Annotated in this window: 14 protein-coding genes; 5 read left to right on the top strand and 9 right to left on the bottom strand. The window is 39.1% G+C overall.

Going from position 1 to position 19,992, the window contains the following annotated elements; translation table 11 throughout:
* Positions 1–95 precede the first annotated feature (95 nt).
* A complete protein-coding gene (locus ACKTS5_RS16940) occupies positions 96–1,421 on the bottom strand; it encodes a hypothetical protein (protein WP_408045069.1) in 1,326 nt (441 codons plus the stop codon).
* Between the two features lie 149 nt (positions 1,422–1,570).
* Here ACKTS5_RS16940 and ACKTS5_RS16935 point away from each other — a divergent pair, with 149 nt between their 5' ends.
* A complete protein-coding gene (locus ACKTS5_RS16935; protein WP_408045068.1) occupies positions 1,571–2,215 on the top strand; it encodes a hypothetical protein in 645 nt (214 codons plus the stop codon).
* Positions 2,216–2,236: 21 nt separating this feature from the next.
* On the opposite strand, the gene ACKTS5_RS16930 is transcribed toward ACKTS5_RS16935, so the two are convergent.
* From ACKTS5_RS16930 to ACKTS5_RS16910, 5 genes are all read right to left on the bottom strand, one after another.
* On the bottom strand, positions 2,237–2,758 hold the full coding sequence (locus ACKTS5_RS16930) for a cupin domain-containing protein (protein WP_408045067.1): 522 nt from the start codon (positions 2,756–2,758) through the stop codon (positions 2,237–2,239).
* A complete protein-coding gene (locus ACKTS5_RS16925; protein ID WP_408045066.1) occupies positions 2,715–2,894 on the bottom strand; it encodes a hypothetical protein in 180 nt (59 codons plus the stop codon). The genes ACKTS5_RS16930 and ACKTS5_RS16925 overlap by 44 nt, the downstream gene beginning before the upstream one ends.
* Entirely contained in the window at positions 2,887–4,332 is a 1,446-nt protein-coding gene (locus tag ACKTS5_RS16920; protein WP_408045065.1) for a sodium:solute symporter, read from the bottom strand. Before ACKTS5_RS16920 ends, ACKTS5_RS16925 begins: the two co-directional genes overlap by 8 nt.
* An 82-nt stretch (positions 4,333–4,414) precedes the next feature.
* Complete coding sequence (locus ACKTS5_RS16915) at positions 4,415–5,050, bottom strand: NAD(P)H-dependent oxidoreductase (protein WP_408045064.1); 636 nt, start codon at positions 5,048–5,050, stop codon at positions 4,415–4,417.
* 84 nt (positions 5,051–5,134) lie between these two features.
* Positions 5,135–5,953, bottom strand: a complete 819-nt coding sequence (locus tag ACKTS5_RS16910; RefSeq protein WP_408045063.1) for a peroxiredoxin family protein — start codon at positions 5,951–5,953, stop codon at positions 5,135–5,137.
* A gap of 38 nt (positions 5,954–5,991) precedes the next feature.
* Here ACKTS5_RS16910 and ACKTS5_RS16905 point away from each other — a divergent pair, with 38 nt between their 5' ends.
* Entirely contained in the window at positions 5,992–7,266 is a 1,275-nt protein-coding gene (locus ACKTS5_RS16905) for a DUF2851 family protein (protein WP_408045062.1), read from the top strand.
* A 71-nt stretch (positions 7,267–7,337) separates the two neighbouring features.
* Positions 7,338–8,093 carry an SH3 domain-containing protein gene (locus ACKTS5_RS16900; protein WP_408045061.1) on the top strand — a complete coding sequence of 252 codons (756 nt, stop codon included), beginning with the start codon at positions 7,338–7,340 and terminating at the stop codon, positions 8,091–8,093.
* 77 nt (positions 8,094–8,170) lie between these two features.
* On the opposite strand, the gene ACKTS5_RS16895 is transcribed toward ACKTS5_RS16900, so the two are convergent.
* The 3 genes from ACKTS5_RS16895 to ACKTS5_RS16885 all read right to left on the bottom strand — a co-directional run bounded on the left by ACKTS5_RS16895 (position 8,171) and on the right by ACKTS5_RS16885 (position 14,340).
* Complete coding sequence (locus ACKTS5_RS16895) at positions 8,171–10,624, bottom strand: alpha-ketoacid dehydrogenase subunit alpha/beta (RefSeq protein WP_408045060.1); 2,454 nt, start codon at positions 10,622–10,624, stop codon at positions 8,171–8,173.
* 117 nt (positions 10,625–10,741) lie between these two features.
* Complete coding sequence (locus tag ACKTS5_RS16890; protein WP_408045059.1) at positions 10,742–13,564, bottom strand: gluzincin family metallopeptidase; 2,823 nt, start codon at positions 13,562–13,564, stop codon at positions 10,742–10,744.
* Positions 13,565–13,623: 59 nt separating this feature from the next.
* On the bottom strand, positions 13,624–14,340 hold the full coding sequence (locus tag ACKTS5_RS16885) for an LOG family protein (RefSeq protein ID WP_408045058.1): 717 nt from the start codon (positions 14,338–14,340) through the stop codon (positions 13,624–13,626).
* A 165-nt stretch (positions 14,341–14,505) separates the two neighbouring features.
* On the opposite strand from ACKTS5_RS16885, the gene ACKTS5_RS16880 reads away from it, so the two are divergent.
* Positions 14,506–18,291 carry a transglutaminase domain-containing protein gene (locus ACKTS5_RS16880; protein WP_408045057.1) on the top strand — a complete coding sequence of 1,262 codons (3,786 nt, stop codon included), beginning with the start codon at positions 14,506–14,508 and terminating at the stop codon, positions 18,289–18,291.
* A 200-nt stretch (positions 18,292–18,491) separates the two neighbouring features.
* Positions 18,492–19,919 carry an LGFP repeat-containing protein gene (locus tag ACKTS5_RS16875; RefSeq protein ID WP_408045056.1) on the top strand — a complete coding sequence of 476 codons (1,428 nt, stop codon included), beginning with the start codon at positions 18,492–18,494 and terminating at the stop codon, positions 19,917–19,919.
* The last annotated feature ends 73 nt before the right edge of the window (positions 19,920–19,992 follow it).

The raw sequence follows: 19,992 nt of genomic DNA, 5'->3' as shown, positions 1-19,992 counted from the left end.
GTTTTTATTATTGGGGGGAGTATATGAAAGAAAAAAGCTACACTGTGCTGTATTACTCGCAGTGTAGCTTGTTTTTTATGTAGATCTTGGTCAACTTATTTATTGACGCGTATCGTGATTCTTCTATTGGTGATAATCGTAGTTGTGGCCAGTCCAAAGGTATAACGGACATTGTTAGTAAGTGCAGTGATTCCTGCAAATTGAAATACATTACTACCTAAATTGGTCGCTCCTGAAATTGGCGTTTCATCGGCAAAACTCCCATCGTTATCCGTATCCACTAGGAGTCTTAAATTTCCTGTAGAAATTCCTGTGAGTCCGCTGGTGTCAATGCGTAAATCCACGGCACCAACATCGACTGCTGTTCCTCCTGAATTCACTTCATTGACTCTCCAAATACGTTGTAGTCTGGAAGCGATAATGTCAGGTGCATTGGTGGTACTACTTAGTTGAAAATTGCCATTGTCGTGACCCCATAATAAGAATTCATTGTTGCCAAGCCCCGTAGGGTTCAGGATTCTGATTACTCCGGTACCTTGAGCATCGGTATGTAGGTTACTGGCATCAACACGTCCAATCCCTGCCACGTCAAAATCAAAGTTTCCAGCGGCGGCATTGTCTTGCGTATAAATATCTGTAGGGATAGCAATGCTATTGTATTTGGCAGAGAGGTAGTTGTCAACGATAATTTTTTGAGCGTTGTTAATGCTGGTGTTGAAGAAAATCACCTCGTAGAAGTTACCACTCGCTTCATCCGATCCGTTGGAGTTACGACCTATGCGATCAACCGGAATTCCAGCAGTTGTCGATCCGATACCTAAATTTTCAGTGGCGTTGTTTACCCGTACTTCAATGGTATTTACCCCGGTGTTTTTATGGTACGAAAAAATGGCGTCGTTATTAAAAGGAGGAGCGATTCCAGTACGGTAGTCTCCTACACCATAACGGGTAAATCCTACGCGATTGGTATTACTCCATTGTTCAACACGTAAAGAACTCGATGGGTTGTCAAACAGGGAGTTTGAATTCCCGCTATTGACAGGATTAAGAACAAAATAGGCACTGGCATTCGAAAATGTACCGGTGATGGTTCCGTTCATAAATTGTGCGGTTCCAGGTGCTGCATTGAAATTTACGGCATTAAAGGTACCAGTTGTGGTATAGGTAGGGCGGTTGTTCCCCGATTGCGTAAAGTTATTGTTGTTACCACTATAGTCATTCCAGGTACTTACACGGGTACCATTGGCAGGATTGTCTGCAGTGTTTTCATTGGCATTTAAATCATTTGCCGTTAACCAGATACTCAGAGACGAGCTTCCGTCTCTCGTTCCAACTCCACCCGGTCCGGTTTGACCCTGACTCTCAGTCATACCAAACAGGCTCAATAAGCCTAAAAGTATCGGTTTTAAACGTTTAAACATGTAATTGTCTTTAAATTCGGAATAAATATACTATCAATTTTTATAGTACGTGCAAAATACTGTATTTTTATGCTTGCAATAACACGAACTTAATTTCTTGTATCATTCACATTGTTAGGGCAAGAAGCTGAGTAAAAAAAAATAGAAAGATGAAACGGAAATTATTGATTGTAGCCATGATGATGGGTTGGGGAGCCCATGCTCAAATCGATAGTAATTCACTCATGGGGTTACCGACAGCCACGAATGCTGAAATGACAGCCCTTACAACAGGGGTTGGAATTGGGTCCTTGTTGTTTAATACTACCGATCAACGAGTATATCGCTTTACCAATACGGGATGGCAAGCCGAAACGGATAGTCAAAATGCTTCCCAAGTGAGTTTGGTCACAAATGTCGATGTTGACAATGTAACCGGTGATCCTGGAGCTACTAACGAAACCACCGTTGAAGAGGTTGTACAGGCGATAGCGCCAATTACCTCGAGAGCAGCTCGTGTTTTTTATCCGCCTTCGATAGCCATTGATGCGAGTACCAATGGAACCTTTACCTTAGATTTATACGCACAGTATACCGCACAGTTTGCTACTCCAGTGACTAGTAGTACTGGAGCGCCTGCTGCAATTCCTGTGTACGCAGCTACTGATTTGTATTACTACGTGACTTTTGCTGATAATACGGTGTTCAATGTCAATACCATGTCTATAAATGCCAATGGCGTATTGACGTATACAATTATTGGGCAACCAACAGATTTGAATGCGTTGATTAATGTAGTATTTGTAGTAAAATAAAAAGCCCTTTACTTTGGGCTTTTAATGATGTGTCAATCGGGTAATGAGTGCTGTGTGTTGTGGGAATTCTTCACATAACACGGCTCTTGAAGGAAGTTGAAAGTCTTCAAAATCGAATCCAGGAGCAACGCCACATCCCGTAAAAGCATAAGAATTGGGAGTACTGACCTCCGCTGCGAACCAATGCCCGGCAGGAACGACAAATTGAGGGAGTTCATCATCTTCCAAACGATTACCGATAGTTACTTTCGTATAGCTACCGTCAGGAGCTATGATGTGCAAATAAATACTACTTCCGGTGTAAAAATGCCAGATTTCGTCTTGATTTATTTTGTGAAAGGCAGAGAATTTTTCTGATGTGAGTAAAAAATAAATACTCGTAGCATAGTTTCTAGGTCCTGAAAATACTGGAGGTAAGGCAGTTTTTGCTATGAGCTCTGAACTGCGGTAGGTTTCTTTAAAATATCCTCCTTCTGGGTGAGCTATCAGCTCAAATTTATCAATGATCTGCTGTGCTGTCATCTTGGTTGTCTTTGTGTTCATTTACTTTTTTTATGATGGCCTTCAGGCGCTCTTTGGTACGTTGCTTTTCCAGTCGTAGTTTGTTCTGTTTTTGTTTCATCAATCGACTGTGCTTGGCCTTGTTGACCGTATTTTTTTCCTTTCCTTTTTTAGGCATAGGTCTTGTTTTTAATGAGTACTGTTAGTCCGGTAAAAGTGAGTATTCCATTGACGATAAGGATAAAAAATCCAAAGTCAAAATTGAACAGTTCTAAGCTCGCAGTGCTAATGAAGAAGGTAACAACAGGAGCGAGTATACATACTATAGGTACCCAACGGTCTTTTACCTGTTGATTGGTGAACAATCCAAAAGAATAAAGTCCGAGTAAGGGACCGTAGGTATAACCGGCAAACTGAAATATTTTAGAGATCACACTGGCATTTGCAATAGAATATTTAAACACTAAAATGGTAGCGACCAGCAATAAGGAGAAGAGTACATGGATTTTTTTTCGAGTACTTTCTCGTTCGGCAGCGCTTTCTTTTTTATCGATTTCTAAGATGTCGATACTAAAGGAAGTAGTCAGTGAAGTCAAGGCGCTATCGGCACTTGAATAGGCCGCGGCAATGAGTCCAAGTAAAAAGAAGATAGCCGTACCGAGACCGAGTTCTCCACTCATGGCTACTTTCGGAAATAATTCATCCTTATGTGCAGCTAAACCTTCATTGGCAGCATAATCTGTTAGCAACACTCCTAAAGCGAGGAAAAAGAAGTTCACGACAACCAATACCAAGGTAAACCAAAACATGTTTTTTTGAGCATCTTTTAAGTTGCGACAACTCAAGTTTTTTTGCATCATGTCCTGATCTAAGCCTGTCATGACAATTGCGATAAAAGCCCCTGAGAAAAATTGTTTCCAGAAATAATTCCCAGCTTTTACATCGTCAAAGAAAAAGGTTTTACTCAGTGGATTCTGTTGGATATAATCAATAAAATTATGAATATTCATCTGGTCTGCAATGCTCGTGATACAAACGCCAACGGCAATGAGCATAAAGAGGGTTTGCAAGGTATCAGTCCAAACAATGGTTTTTATACCGCCTTTAAAAGTGTACAACCAGATGAGGAGTATGGTTAAACTGACGGTTGCCCAAAACGGAATGCCGTACGAATCAAATAAGATAAGTTGTAAGACATTGGCAACTAAATACAAGCGAAATGAAGCGCCTATGGTTCTGGATATGAGGAAAAAAGAAGCTCCAGTTTTGTAGGTGTACTTCCCAAAACGTTCTTCAAGATAGGTGTAAATGGACGTTAAGTTGAGTTTGTAGTACAGCGGTAGTAATACCAAACCAATAACGGCATAGCCCAAAACATACCCCAACACCATTTGCATATAGCCCATTTGTGCACTCTCTACCCATCCAGGAACTGAAATAAAAGTGACCCCTGACAAGGAAGCTCCAATCATTCCGAAGGCTACGAGATACCAAGGAGAGCTATTATTCGCTTTAAAAAAGGTGGCGTTGTTGGCCGATTTTCCGGTGACGTAAGCAATAAAAACCAATACCGAAAAATAAGCGATGATGAGGAGTAAACTATGTATGGGTTGCATGAAAAAAAATTACGAATTACGATTTACGAATGTACTAAATTACGTAAAATTCGCAGCATAATTCGCAATTTCTAGAAAATGCTTAGTGGATGTCGATAACGATGTCCGTTAAATTTTTTCGTACCTTTTTAAGGTCTTTCATATAGTCATCCTCTGCGCGGAATCCTACTGGTAATACTAGTGTTGCCGTTAGGTTGTGAGCATCAAGACCAAGAATTTCATCGTATTTGGCCGGGATAAATCCTTCCATCGGACACGAATCAATGCGTTCATTTGCCGCAACAGTTAACAAGTTCCCTAAAGCGATATAGGCCTGACTACGCATCCATTGTTGGAGCTCCTCAGCCGATTTGTTGGCAATGTTATTAGATAACATTTCCTTGAATGGATTTAAAATCTCATCAGGAGTATTTCTGATTTCCTTCACGAGTGCAAAGTACGCATCTACATCGGCTACCGTAAGTTCTTTAGGAACACAAATGACAAGGACGTGTGATGCCTGCGCTACTTGTTGTTGGTTCCATGAATGCGCTACGAGTTGTTCTTGAATGTCTTTGTTTTGTACAACAACTAATTTTAAAGGTTGTAAACCGTATGAAGTAGCTGTCAAATTAAAGGCTTCTTTTAGTACGGTAATCTGTTGGTCGTTTAGACTTTTATTATCGTCAAATTTTTTAACGGCATAACGCCATTGTAAATTTTCTATCGATTGGTTCATAAGAATTGTTTTGTAACAAATGTAAGTGAGATTTTTGATTTATATCGAGGAAAAGCATTATTAAAAACAATCGTGTCGAAGGCTTTAGTTATAGTGTTTGATAATTGAGATGTACGCACTGGGTTCAGGACGTACTCTGTAATTGTCGGTTTGTTCAATATGGATAATATTTCCTTCTTTATCGGTGATGATAACTGTCGGAAATACAGTATCACTATCGTAACCTAGCAGTTGAAATCCAAAGGGAATTCCTTGAAGATGGACTATACCCAATGCACGAGCAACGCGGTTCTTGACGTCTTTTACATAGTAAAACGGAACGTTAAATTTTTTGTGTAGATTAGAATGGTGTTGAGAGGGTTGGGGGCTGATGAGTAGTACAGTAGTATTCATTTCTTGGAGTTCTCGATAGTGTGCAGCCACTTCTTTTATTTGAGCCACGCACAACGGACACCAATTTCCTCGATAAAACATGAGAATTTTAAAGTCTCCAGGAAGTTCGTCCGTACTGATTTTTTTTCCATCCGAAGTTTCAAATTCCAGTTTAGGAAGTTGTTGATGAAGTTGCAATTTACTGTCTTTTACAGCGGGTAGGTACGAATACCACGACAAGTAAGCCCACCAAAGGACTACTAAAGAGCTCGTAAGTAAAACGGCATAAGTGTCCAAGTAGAAGAGCGCAATAGCCAGCCCTGTTCCTATGAGTAGGGTATAGGGAAGAAGGAAGGCAGAAGTTCTTGCCCTTGGTTTTAGGTATAGGCCAGCAAAAAATACGATTACGGTCATACTCGAGAGTAGGATGCCTAGTTTTTGCAATGAAAAATTGCCGATACTGTACAGTGCTAGCAAGAGTGCCCAAGTAGGGAAAGCCGTGATGAATAGTGATTTAGAAAGGTGTTTCATAGTGCTTTGGTCGTAGAAAAAAAATAAAATTACAGGCTTTGAAAGAAGAATTATTACATTTTGTTTGGAGGCAACGATTGCTGATGAACAAGGACTTAAAAAGTACAACAGGCGCACAGATTCAGATCGTTCGTCCCGGAATCCAGAATTTTAATGCAGGCCCCGATTTTTTAGCGGCAGAGTTAACCATAGATGGAGTCCTTTGGATAGGGAATGTAGAAATGCACGTAGCTGCATCGGATTGGTATGTACATCAACACGAAAGCGATGTAAATTATGATTCCGTTATTTTACACGTTGTTTGGGAATGCGATATGGAAATTTTTACGAAAGGAGAGGTTTTATTGCAATGTTTGGTTTTGAAAGGAGTTATTTCAAAGAAGCTGTTGCGGAATTATCAGGTGTTTTTGACGAAACATCGCTCTTGGATACCTTGTGAAAAACAATTGGCTTCTGTACAAAGTATATACGTGAATCACTGGTTAGAAAATTTGTACGTGCGACGGTTGGAACGAAAAGCTACAGAAATACAACAAGCGCTGTTAGGGAGTAAGAATGATTTTACTTCGGTTTTCTTTCAGTTTTGCGCACAGGCCTTTGGACTTAAAGTCAATGGTTTTGCTTTTTCTCAGTGGGCGCGACAAGTGGATGTTAAAACCCTACGCAAATTGCAACCGAATCACGAGCAGTTAATGGCCTATCTTTTTGGCACCGCAGGAATGTTACGCGACAAGTTGGAAGAGCCTTTTTATTGCTTTTTACAATCCGAATATAAGTACTTGGAACACAAGTTCAGGTTAGTGGAACCCAAGCAATACGGTTTTCAGTTTTTTAGAATGCGCCCCGCCAATTTTCCGACGGTGAGAATGGCTCAGCTGTCGGCGGTATTGCACGCGCATCAACAGTTGTTTTCTCGGGTTTGGGAATCGGAAACACTCGAGGAATTCTACGCTATTTTTCAAGTAGAAGTACACGAGTTCTGGGATACTCATGTGAGCTTTCACAAAACGGTAAAGCGACAATCACGTAGGTTGACACGAAATTTTATCAATTTGTTAGTAATCAATACTATTATTCCTATGAAGTTTGTATATGCTCGGTTTTTAGGTGGCGATATCACAGAACAGTTAATAGCATTACTGCGTGCCGTACCTGCTGAGAAGAATACCGTGATTGCCAAGTTTGTGGATTTGCAAGTGCAGGCAAATACCGCCATGGAAAGCCAAGGATTGTTGGAGTTGAAATCGGAGTTTTGCGATAAAAAACGCTGTTTGTACTGCGCTATAGGAGACCAAATTTTAAAGAAAAAATAATGAGAACTTCCCCTAATTGGAGTTGTCATACTCATTGAATATCATATCTTTGTTGTACAAATATCAAATCAATGAAAAAAGTAACAATTGCTATTATGGCGGCTTCTGTAATGTTATTGAGCTGCGAAAGTAAAACAAAAACGACAGAAGGAAGCTCATCAGAGGCTACAGTACAAACCGCTGAAAAGAACGCAGAGGAGAAAGGAGCTATTTGTTTGCTCGACAAGCTTTCTATACGCGAAACTGCAGAACCTAAAGGAAAGTGGATTACTTCGATGAGTTTAGGAGAACAAGTAAAGCTTACTGGTGAAGAGCAAACTAATGAAGCTACTAAAAAATTGTACGTAAAGGTGCAATTGACAGATGGTAAAGAAGGTTGGACGCCAGCAAGGTTTTTAGCAATCGATGGTAAAGTAGGAGTTATGCAAGAGGCTGCAAGCGTTTACAAGCGTCCTGATTTACTTACCAAAACAGAAAAGAAGTACAGCGTAATGGATATTATCGCGGTTACAGAAAATCAAGGAGATTGGGTAAAGGTTAAAGGTAAAAGAGCCGAAGGACAATACATTGAAGAAGGATGGATTAAGTCGGCAAATATTTCTAACAATGCCGTGGATATCGCCGCTGCTAAATTTGCGAGTATGGCTATGGCTAAGCCTACCATGACAGAGCGTATTGCAGCGTTACAAGAATTGTTAAAGAATTCTGACCTATCGTCGTCGTCTTTTATAAGTGTTATCGAGGATAAAATCAAAGATTACGAATCAAAAAATACACCGATAGATGTACAGGACGTTAAGGTAGATGAAGAAAAGAAAGAAGAATAATCACTACTGAGGTCTATACATAAAAAAGAGCGAGTTGTACACAACTCGCTCTTTTTTTTATGGGTTTGAAATTTTACCTAGTATAAACTTGGGAATTTCGTTGGATTTGCTTCGTGCATAATGGCATAGACTTTTTCAAAAACATCTTCTGCTGAAGGTTTCGAGAAATAATCTCCATCCGTACCATAAGCAGGGCGATGTGCTTTTGAAGTTAAGGTAGCAGGCTTGCTGTCAAGGAATCGATATCCGTTTTGTGTTTCCAAAACTTCTTGCAATAAGTAAGCCGATGCTCCACCTGGAACATCCTCGTCTACAACGAGTAGGCGATTTGTTTTTTGTAAGGACTTCACGGTGTCGTGAGCGATGTCGAAAGGCAATAAACTTTGCGCGTCCACAACTTCTACGTCAATACCTACTTGAGCTAACTCATGAGCGGCATCCATTACGATACGCAATGTAGATCCGTACGATAAAATGGTAATATCACTACCTTCTTTGATAGTTTCTACTACCCCGATAGGTGTTTTAAATTCTCCTAAGTTACTCGGGAGTTGCTCTTTTAAACGATAACCGTTCAGGCATTCAACAACTAAGGCAGGATCATCACCTTCCAATAAAGTATTGTAGAATCCAGCTGCTTGGGTCATGTTTCTCGGAACGAGTACATGCATACCTCTGAGGTTATTGATAATTCCTCCCATAGGTGATCCTGCATGCCAAATTCCTTCCAAGCGGTGTCCTCGAGTCCTTACAATCAACGGTGCTTTTTGCTTTCCGTACGTACGATATCTCAAGGTAGCTAAATCATCACTCATTATTTGCAAGGCATACAATAAGTAGTCTAAGTATTGAATTTCAGCAATTGGGCGCAGACCTCTCATGGCCATTCCAATCCCCTGACCTAAAATGGTAGCTTCTCGAATTCCCGTATCTGAAACGCGTAATTCTCCAAACTTCTCTTGTAATCCTTCCAGTCCTTGGTTTACATCACCAATATATCCTGCATCTTCCCCGAAGATAAGTACTTCTGGGTGCTTGGCTAAGAGCGCTTCGAAATTATCTCGCATGATAATACGAGCATCGACTAACTTTTCTTCCTCTTCATAGGTTGGAAGAACAGCTTCAATTTGCATTGGGGTTTGAGCGGTTTCGCTTAATAGGTTACTAGAATACTTGTCGTACGCTAAATCCAAATAGTTTTTTATAAAAGTTTGAAGTTGGCTTTTTTCAGCGAACTGCTCTTCTTTTACAAAGCGCAAGGCTTTTCTTGCAGCAACTAAAATATCTTTTCTAATCGGTTCGTTAATCGCGTTTAAGTCATTGCTCAATTTACTGATAAACGTACCGTTTTTACTTTTTTCTGCTAGGCGGTTTAACAAATCAACAGCCTGAAGTGCTTCGTTCTTAATTTCACCAGTAAAGGCAGCCCAAGCATTTCTCTTTGCTAAGCTCACTTCCTTTTTAGCGGCCTTTTCTAAAGCGATGAGTTCTTCTTCTGATTCAACGATGTTGAGTGTCACACCGTTTTCATCTTGTAATTCGAAATCTAAGATCCATTGACGCATTTGTGCGATACAATCGAATTCTCCTTCCCAAGCTAAACGATCTTTTGACTTATAGCGCTCGTGTGAACCTGAAGTGGAATGACCTTGTGGTTGCGTTAATTCTTTTACGTGAATTAATACGGGTACGTGTTCTGTTCTAGCAATATTGGCAGCCTTGTTATAAGTGTCAATTAACTGAACGTAATCCCAACCGTTTACTACGAAAATTTCATAGCCTTTCCCTTTTTCGTCACGTTGAAAACCTTTTAAGATTTCAGAAATACTCTCTTTGGTAGTTTGGTGTTTTGCATGTACAGAGATACCGTATTCGTCATCCCAAACACTCATGACCATAGGAACTTGTAATACACCGGCAGCATTGATGGTTTCAAAAAACAGTCCTTCACTAGTACTGGCATTTCCAATGGTTCCCCAAGCTACTTCATTTCCTTCAATAGAAAAACGTTCGTGGTTGTTGAGTTCCGCAACGTGGCGATAAATTTTTGAGGCTTGTGCCAATCCGAGTAACCTCGGCATTTGTCCGGCTGTAGGTGAAATGTCTGACGATGAATTTTTTTGAGCAGTTAAATTTTTCCACTGCCCGTTTTCATCTAAAGAGTGGGTAGCAAAGTGCCCTCCCATTTGTCTTCCCGCCGACATCGGATCTGCTTCGATGTTGGTGTGCGCATAGAGCCCGGCAAAAAATTGCTGAGCAGTCAATTCGCCAATGGCCATCATGAAGGTTTGATCGCGGTAGTATCCCGATCTGAAATCTCCATTTTTGAAGGCCTTTGCCATTGCTAACTGCGGTACTTCTTTTCCATCTCCAAAAATCCCAAACTTAGCTTTCCCTGTTAAAACTTCTCTCCGACCTAGTAAACTACACTCTCTACTTACGCGAGCAACCTTGTAATCTTCAAGTACTTCGTTTTTAAAATCGTTAAAAGAAATTTTTTGAGCGTTAGCCAATTCAGTATTATGCGTCATAATCATCAATTTTAAGTACGTGCACAAAGATAGTTTTTTTAATTGAATTTTAAAAATCAATCTTTTTATTGAATAATTGTCAATAAAATGTTAAAAAATGATATTTTATTGAGGATATTATAAAATACCTCTTCGGATAAAATTATAGATACGATCTAAGTTGGTTGTGAAAACAAAACGAATTTTACTAGGATAGGATCCTTGATTAAACTCCCAGCCCTCATTGGTGTAAATGGGGAAGTAGAATTCAAAGATATTGGGAACAAAATTAAGGCGGATTCCATTCTCATAATAGAATTTAGGATCGCTCTTTTTGTTTTTGAGCATGGCAACATCGTTGTACAGTTCAACCCACCTCCAAACACTAACACTGGTGTTTACCGCCAAGGCAAACTGATTGGCACGTTGTGGACTGCTGTATTTAGACTTAAATCCAGCATCGGAGATTACGAATTGCTGACTGAACAACCCTGAGTTTTCAGAACGGCCAAAGAGGTTTTGTTCAAAGAGGTAGTCCGAACTTCTGTTTAAGCCAAAACTGAAATAATCACCTTTGGAGTTGTTGGTGATAAACATCCCACCAAATACGCGAATGTCAAATCTCTTTTCGTTAGTGAAAAATTTTCGATAGCGAATATCTGTTGAGAGTTTGGTGAAATTATTACCGAGTTCGAGGTTTACTGCATATTGCAAACGTCTAATAATATCGGGTTTGCTATAAATATATCGGAAATTGAGTACCTTATAACGGTCCTCTTCGGTCACAGGGGCTCCGGGAGCTACTTCCTTACGGATGTAAAACAAACGAGTGGTAAACGATTTGAAACCGACATCTCGCAGTGTTTTTCTTCGAAAAGCAATGCTGACATACGGAACAAAAGTATTGTATCCGAGTTCTGGAGCATAGTGGAAATTGCTACCCTGAATACCGTAACGTATTTTATAAATGGAAGTACCTTGAAAAAAATGATCGTAGCCTAACGAGAAAGCCCCAGTAAAATTTTTACTACGCGTACTGTAGTTAGGGGTGAGCGTAAAACTGAAATTATGAGGAATAATAGGTTGGTTGTTAATTTTCATACCTAAAATTACTCCGTCGTAGAGATTGTACTTAATATCTGGGTAGTAAAACAACTGGTTGTAATACGGATCTTCAATATCTTTTAAAAACCGAAACTGTAGCGGCTTGTTGAGTAGTTTGTTTCCAGTAGTTCTATAGTTGTCAAGCGAATTGTATTCCGGATAACTATTTTCGTAATTGAGTGCAAGCTTTGTGTAGTTTCCTTTTGGGATTCGTACCGTTTGTGTATGTTGTATTTTAGGGATCCACTGTTTAAACGTAATTTTCTTTTTATCAATTCCGTAGAGGGCTACTGGTGCCGCAAAATCCCTTTTGTTTTTAATGGTCACATCCAAGGAATCTAGATGGGGAACTTTTTTGATAGCACTTATTTTATAGTCGATTTTTTTGTCCGTCTGCAGGTAATCTGTGCGATACCAACTAATATCTTTTGGACTTTTCGCTTCCAAGCTGTCCAAAAAGGCCTGAGGACTGTCGAGATTAAGGTTGGCACTAAAGAGATAACTGCGAAGTATTTTTTGGAAATTGTCTTTCCCTAAATAATCTTGCAAGTATTTGAATCCAAGTCCAGATTTGTATTTACTCACAATTTTCCTATTGAAATTAGACAATGAATCGGCAGGGACGTTCAGCGCTTGGTCGTAAAATTTACGGGCGCTAAATTGATACATAAAAGCGAAGCGATCACGCTGCTTCAGTTTGCTGATATTGTAGTGCTTTAAAGGCCAATAATTAGAGTACTTACCCAGAATGGTGATGTCTGGATAGTAAGTTTTTAGGTATTCCATCATTAAAAACGTCTCTAAAGCGTCTACAAACCAGTACTCCTTGCGTTTGTTGTGTAAAACAACATCGTCTATGTATTTCGAACAAAGTGCCTTAAAAAAGTTGACGTCCCATCTAAAGTTTTTAGGAAAGGGCTTTAACCAGCTCGGGAGTCCGTAAAGCTCGTGTAGTGAGTTTTTACGCGTCGTACTTCGGTCAACAAAGATTTCAGTATGCGGATGTTTACCTAAGTACCGTTCTATAAAATCGATCTGCTTACGAATAATTTGAGTGGTTGTCTCGTTTGAAATTTTTGAACTATACGCATCGGTTTTGATTTCCTGTGTGTTGGTCAAAAAAGATTTAAAGCTCTTTTTAGGATTGATGTGAAGAATGATATCCTTTTTGCGATAACCTACCAGATGATAGGCGCGATAAGTTTTGGCGATTGATTCGTACTGAAAGAGGTTGCTTTGCAGTTGGTATTTTTTAGGAAGTTGCAAGTGAATGTCGTAGTTGGCAACATCTTGATAGAGGTCGTCCAAATTTAAATTGCTCATCAATTGCCAGCCATTTTTGTATACGGCAGGAACGATATTCCAAAACCTTAAATGGTAACCGCTTTTAGTTTTTCCATAGCCTGTAAAACGAGCATTGGGAACTCGTAATTCATACAGCATGGTGATTTGTACACTGTCCTTTGGAAAAAGAGGTCGGTTCAAGGTTATTTTTACAATATCTTCTTGGTCTTTTACGGTACTAAATGGCACCTGTTGATAATTGACCGCTAAGTTTTTTATATTGGAATACCCGCGATCTTTCGATGTTGAAAAATGAAATTCCTTTTGATAATCTTCGATAAAGCGCTTTGCCAGCGGTGTATTATCGTCTTTAAAGCTGTTTCCCCAGTTGTGAAGGTACAGCTGTGTTAGCAAAGTGTCACTGGTGTTGTAAAAGGTTATTTTTTGTTGGATTTGAAAGCGATGTAAGCTGTCAATGAGACGAATGTTAGCTTTGATGACGTTGGTTTGCCCCTTGCAAACTAAAGGGCCAAGTAGGGTGAGCAGCACGACAAATAAAGGAATTCGAAACATATATAAAATAAAAAACTCGTTACTTTAGTAGTAACGAGTTCTAAATATATATTATTTTTTTAGAAGTTCGGTTTTAATTTATACTTACCGTAGAATTTGTTAAAGTGCTCTACCGCTTCGTCTGCAGTATCGACAATTCTGAACAAATTCAAATCTTCAGGACTGATATTACCTTCTTCTAACAAGGTGTTCTTAACCCAGTCAATGAGGCCTCCCCAAAACTTTGATCCTACCAATACAATCGGGAATCGACCAATTTTTTTCGTTTGGATAAGGGTGATAGCTTCAAACAACTCATCAAGCGTTCCAAATCCACCCGGCATTACTACAAATCCTTGTGAATATTTTACAAACATTACTTTACGAACAAAAAAGTAATCAAAGTCTAAACTTTTACCTGGGTCTATCCACGGGTTGTCGTGTTGTTCAAAAGGGAGTTCAATGTTTAATCCTACAGAGGTTCCTTTACCTGCATGGGCTCCTTTATTACCAGCTTCCATGATTCCTGGACCACCACCGGTAATTACTCCAAATCCGTTTTGTGTTAATTTATAAGCAACTTCTTCTGCAAGCTTGTAATACGGATGATCTGGTTTCGTACGTGCCGATCCAAAAATTGATACACAAGGACCAATTTTACTCAGGCGCTCATACCCATCAACGAACTCAGCCATAATTTTAAAAATAGCCCATGAGTCGTTGGTCTTTATTTCATTCCAAGTTTTCTGTTGTAGTTTCTCTATAATTTTTCTATCGTCATTAGGACTCATACTCATAATTTTTTTAATGTTTAGGTTGCTTCAAAAGAAGCCTGCTAATTTACTGATTTTTTTAGTTTGTTGTTGATAAAATATTACTTTTTGTCATATTAATTGATTATGAGTAGCTTGTGAGTTGCTTCTTAATTTTTTAGCTTTGCGTGGTTTTAAGAAAAATTAGTTATGATAAAACGACTTCAAAGTATGTTGGTGTTCCTTTTAATATTGGGAACATGGACTCCGAGTAGTGCACAAACAACTTATGCAGATCACTGGGATTTAGTATTAAAAAACGAGCGTAAAAAGGCCTCGAAAACATTTAAAAAAACAGCAAATACTTCGCTTGAAAGTTTATTGACAAACGAAATTCTCCGAAATGAGAATGGGCGTATCAATGGAGGTTCTGATGGTTTTTTAAAGAAATTTATCGCACAAAAGGATTTCGAGTACTATATGTACGCGCTGTGGAACAAGCCTTTTATTTTTGATAATTATATTCGAACAGGCTTTCATCAAAAAAATTTAGAAGCTATCAATGTGGTCGCATCCGCAGATATCCAAGTGAACGCAGCAAAGCATTCTTTTGAGTATTTACGAGGAATAGCAGCGAGAAGTAATCAAGATTTTGAAGGCTATTACCGCGCCCTAGCTAAAATACCAAGTATTAACGATTGGCAGTTTTGTGGGACTTTTGAAAATATGAACCAAAGTGGTTTGGACATCGCTTATGAACCTGAAGAGTATCCGAAATCAGACAAGTTATTTTCGGCAAACTCCAATGGAGAAGTCGGTTGGTATACTCCCCATGCAATGTTTAAAGAAGAGCCCTATCAGTTTTTGAGTAATCATCTTGAATATGGATATGGTGTCAATTATGCACAGACATTTATTCGTTCTGAAAAGAAGCAACGCGTGGTACTACTTTTAGGAAATTCGTCAGCATTTAAAGTATGGATGAATGACGTACAGGTTTTTGAGAATAGTAAAAACATGAAAACGGATTTGGATGCCTATGCTGTGGAACTGACCCTCGATAAAGGATACAACCGTTTGTTAATCAAAAATGCAGAGCGCGATGGCACGCCTTATTTTATCGCTAGAATTACAGACTTAGCAGGAAATGAAATTCCCGAACTTCAATACAGTAGTGCTTATAAGAAGTACAAGAAGGCTACGCAGAAATCCGTGAATCCGAAGAGAAAAGATCACGAGGTGGTTTCGTTTTTTCAGCGTAAAATTAAAGAGAACCCTAATAATTTCTTATATCAATTTTGTCTGATTCACACCTTTTTGAGAAATGAAAATTACGAGCAGGCTAAAGCTGTGTTAAATCCGATTCTTAAAAAGTATCCGAATAGTTCTATGTTGAGGTTACTACAAACCTACGTACACTCTTACGAAGGGAACTATGATTTGGTGACGGAGGTAAACAAAAATATCGAGAAAGAAGATCCAGATTACTATTACGCTTTGCTAAAAAAATCATCGGAGCTCAAAGAACTCCAGCGTATGGATATGGAGAGTTTGGAGGCCTATTTAGCTAAAATGGAAGCGGCTACGGATCAGCCTATTATGACCATGTATACCCGTTTGATGATGGGAGTGCGTTCGCAAAATATGGCTCAATTACGCGAAGTAGTGGATGAAATGGTCGAGAATTACGAGGATCGCGTTCAAATTCAAATCAAGTTCATTCCTTTTTACGATACGATGTTTGGGGATAAGGAAAAAACGGTACAATTGTTAGAAGCCTTAGAAAAAAAGAGATACAAGTCATCCTTGGCTCTCACTTTGGTAAGGTACTACGATAAGTTAGGACGAAAAGAGGATGCCATTAACGTATTAAAGCGCAATTCGGAAGCCTTTGCCTACGACAATTACTTTTTAAAGACGCTCGTAGAAAAGTTACACGATTACAAAATGTACGAGGAGTCGATTCCTTATATAGAGCAAATACTTAAAAATTACCCGTACTCTTTTAGAGGGATGAAGTTAATGGGAGAAGCACTTGTTCAAACAGGCAAAAAAGAAAAAGCAATTAGCTATTTTGAGAAATCGTTATTTTACAACAATACCGACAGAGCTTTGCACAAGCGTTTACAGACTTTGTTACGCCGAGAAAATCTTGTAGAGAAAGAGCTTACTCAAAATATTTACGAGTACCTCGAAGCACACCGCGGGAAGTATACGGAAAACAATTATGGGGTGAACATCCTTTTAGACAATACGGTAACTCAGTTGTTTGATAACGGGAGTGCTAAAATACGATCTATTCTGGCCTATGAGGTAACCACAGAATCGGGTGTAGAGGGATATAAGGAATACGATTTAGGATTGTCGGGGAATTATCAGATTATAAAGGCAGAAATCGTAAAAAAAGATAAGACCATAAAAACTGCGGAACGCAAGGGGAGTAGTTTTGTGTTCAATGGCTTGGAAATTGGCGATTTGTTACTCATTGAATACGAGTTGAATTCGACGGGAAGCGGACGTTTTTACAAGGATTTTACGGATTTGTACCAGTTTGATTCTGAGAGTTTCTGCTTGAAAACAAATTATACTTTAATCGTTCCGAAAGGAATGAAGTTTGACGCAGTAGTAGAAAATGGCGATTTGGAGTATAAAAAGAAGTCGGTTGACGATTACGAAGTACATTCATGGGAATTGTTGAATGCCAAGGAAATGAAAAAATCGGAATCATATGGTCCAGTGTTTTCAGATTACGCACGAATGTTACACATTAGTACCATCAAGTCATGGGGAGAAATTGCCAATTGGTATTCTGATTTGGTACGTTCGCAGTTAGAATCGAATGCAGAAGTGGATAAAGTATTCAATAACTTGTTTAGTAAAGAGCGTTTATCGACGATGTCGGATGAAGCGAAGGCAAAGAAGATTTATGAGTACATCATGGATAATTTTAATTACAGCCATGTAAACTTTAAACAAAGTGGTTTTGTTCCGCAAAAGCCATTTAAAACCATTACGACGAAGTTAGGGGATTGTAAAGATTTTTCAACCTTGTTTACAGTTTTGGCGCAAAAGGCAGGATTAAAAACGACTATGGTATTGGTATTGACTTCTGACTATGGTAAGAAAAAATTGATTTTACCTTCTCAAGATTTTAATCATTGTATCGTAAAAGTAATGATGGATGGTAAAGCGTATTACTTGGAATTGACGAATAAAAACTTGCCGTTTAAAGCAATTCCGAATTCGTTATTGAACGCTACAACCCTCGAAATTCCTTACAAAGCAACCAAAGAGACACTTAAACGAGCAAAGCTGGTTCATTTAACGGCTCCTAGAGGTAAGGAAAGTGAGTACATCACAAAGGTTAAGATGAGGTTGAAAGAAGATAAAACTCAAGATATTAAAGTACATACAGAGGTTCGTGGAGCGATGACTAGCTGGTATCGCCGAACGTTTAACGAGGCCAATAAGGAAACAGTAAAAGAAGCTATTCTGAAAGATTTTAAGGGAGCCATGGGGAAAGAGGCCTTGGTACAGTTAGATACCTTAAAAAACATAGCAGTGAAAACCTCAGAAGGTGCTGTTGTGTTTGATGCGGAATTGACTGCAAAACAAAAAATGAATAAGATTGGTCGTATGAAAATTATGAAACTTCCTTTGGTGATACACACGTACAATCCGAGTATTATCGATGTGGAAAAACGTTCGTACCCAATTGTGTACCAGAATTATGAAAACAACGATCACTATTATTCAGAATACGAGATTACAGCTCCGGCTGGAAAGGACATCGTGGAGTATCCTGAAAATGCCAGTTTAACCTATAAAAAACACAGCTATAGCATCCGTTATAGCAAGCCCAAAAAAGGCGTGTTAAAGGTAGTTATTGAAGGACGCCCTTCGAAACAAAACATTACGGTTGCAGAGTATCCAGCATTTAAAACCTACATCCAACAGGTATTGGAAGCAAAGGATATCGTAATTGGTATCAAGTAATTGAACGAGTTATCACAACAAAAACGAGGGAAACCTCGTTTTTTTTTGTGCTTTATTCAAGGAAAATCCTCTAAAAACAGGTTGTAAACACCGGAAAAAAATGGGGAGATTTCAGTACTGATTCTCAGTGTTTTGTGGTTTTTGTTTTGCGCTTAAAGCGCTTGATTTGTAGTGAATTACAAACTAAAAACAAATTAATTATGCAAAACAAAATCATGTATACGTCGGTCATGAATATCGTTGACGACGAACTTTTCGGATCAAATGAACGCAATAGGGTTCGCAATACAGGAGTGTTTTTACTGGACGCTTCAAAAAAGAAAAACACGTTATTTTTTGTTGGGAAATGCGGAGGAGAAGTACGTGTAGAGCTAACCATCAATTTTGAACAAGTGTCGAATGGCGATGTGAAAGTAAAAGAGTCAGCTAAATTATTTGAAGGTATAAGCACTGATACAAATGATTTGGACGGGACCGCAAGTAAAAGTACGACCATTAAAAAAAATACGAGTAAGACCATTACTTTTCGCGTTCGCAATACAGCGGAAGGAGGAGATTATGCCGATATTACCTTACAAGTTCGTAATACTTCAATTGCGGCTGATGATTGCAAAAACAGTATCAAAGCAAAGGCCCAAGAATTAGGAACTGGGTTTACAGGAAGCCCAAGAACAGCCATAGATCGTCCGGTGAGTGTTCGAAATGGAAAGATGGTTGGTTTTCAAAAATGTGATATTTACTGTTCGCCACAAACAGGACCTCATGAAATACATGGAGCTATTCGTCAGAAGTACAATGCTGTGGGAGGACCTGACAACGCTTTGGGGTTACCAGCTACCGATGAAACGACGACTCCCGATGGTAAGGGGAAGTTTAATCACTTTACGGGAAATGGGAGTGTGTATTGGCATCCGACAACCGGTCCCAAATTAGTTCGAGGAGGAATTCGAGGAACTTGGGCAAGGACAGGATGGGAACGAGGACAATACGGCTATCCTACTTCTGATGAGATAAGAATTGATCCCGATAAAAGTGAATGGTTTAGCGATTTTCAAAATGGCGTGATTTACTGGGCTAATAATAAATCGATTGCACCTTATACCGCAGGGTTGGATGGAGCTAAGGTCCGTGGTTTGTTCGAAAAAATTTTTAAAGAAAAGGCTGCCAGCCAAAAAGATCTGAACATCGAAAGTGTACGCATAGCCTCTGTAAGTGATACCGGATATCATTTTACGAGAAGCAAAAACAGAACTGTAACCTTTAAAATTAGTGGTAATTATGAGAGTGGTGTGTTTTTTATACCCAATCCTTCTTATACGATTACGTTAAAAATAGCTTTTGAAAGTGATACCCATCCCAACGGAAAAGTAGCCTGTAAATTGAGTGCTCGATTAGCCCATTGGCATATTCATACTTCGGGTGTAGGACACGATTCCCTGTTAAAAGGATTGAAAAAAGCAGTACTAGAAGGGTTTTCTCGACCATTTGAGTTAGGGGAGGTTCCTCAGAATTCAGGATTACTGAGCTTTAAAGTGCAGCAAGATGGTGGTATTAAATTGTATTTTACTGGAAACACTACTGGACGTATCGTGGCTTTGGTAGCTCAGGAAAAATTGAAAGATTTGTAAAAAAAAAAGAGCTGTTTTGCAGCTCTTTTTTTAGTAACAAATTTTCCCCCGAAAATCGATTAATTTTGTGCAA

Origin of the sequence: Tenacibaculum litopenaei, assembly GCF_964514025.1 — a bacterium.
In the GTDB taxonomy this organism is placed as follows: domain Bacteria; phylum Bacteroidota; class Bacteroidia; order Flavobacteriales; family Flavobacteriaceae; genus Polaribacter; species Polaribacter litopenaei.
Note: the sequence above shows the minus strand (reverse complement) of the source record. Positions and strands in the feature narration are given on the sequence as shown.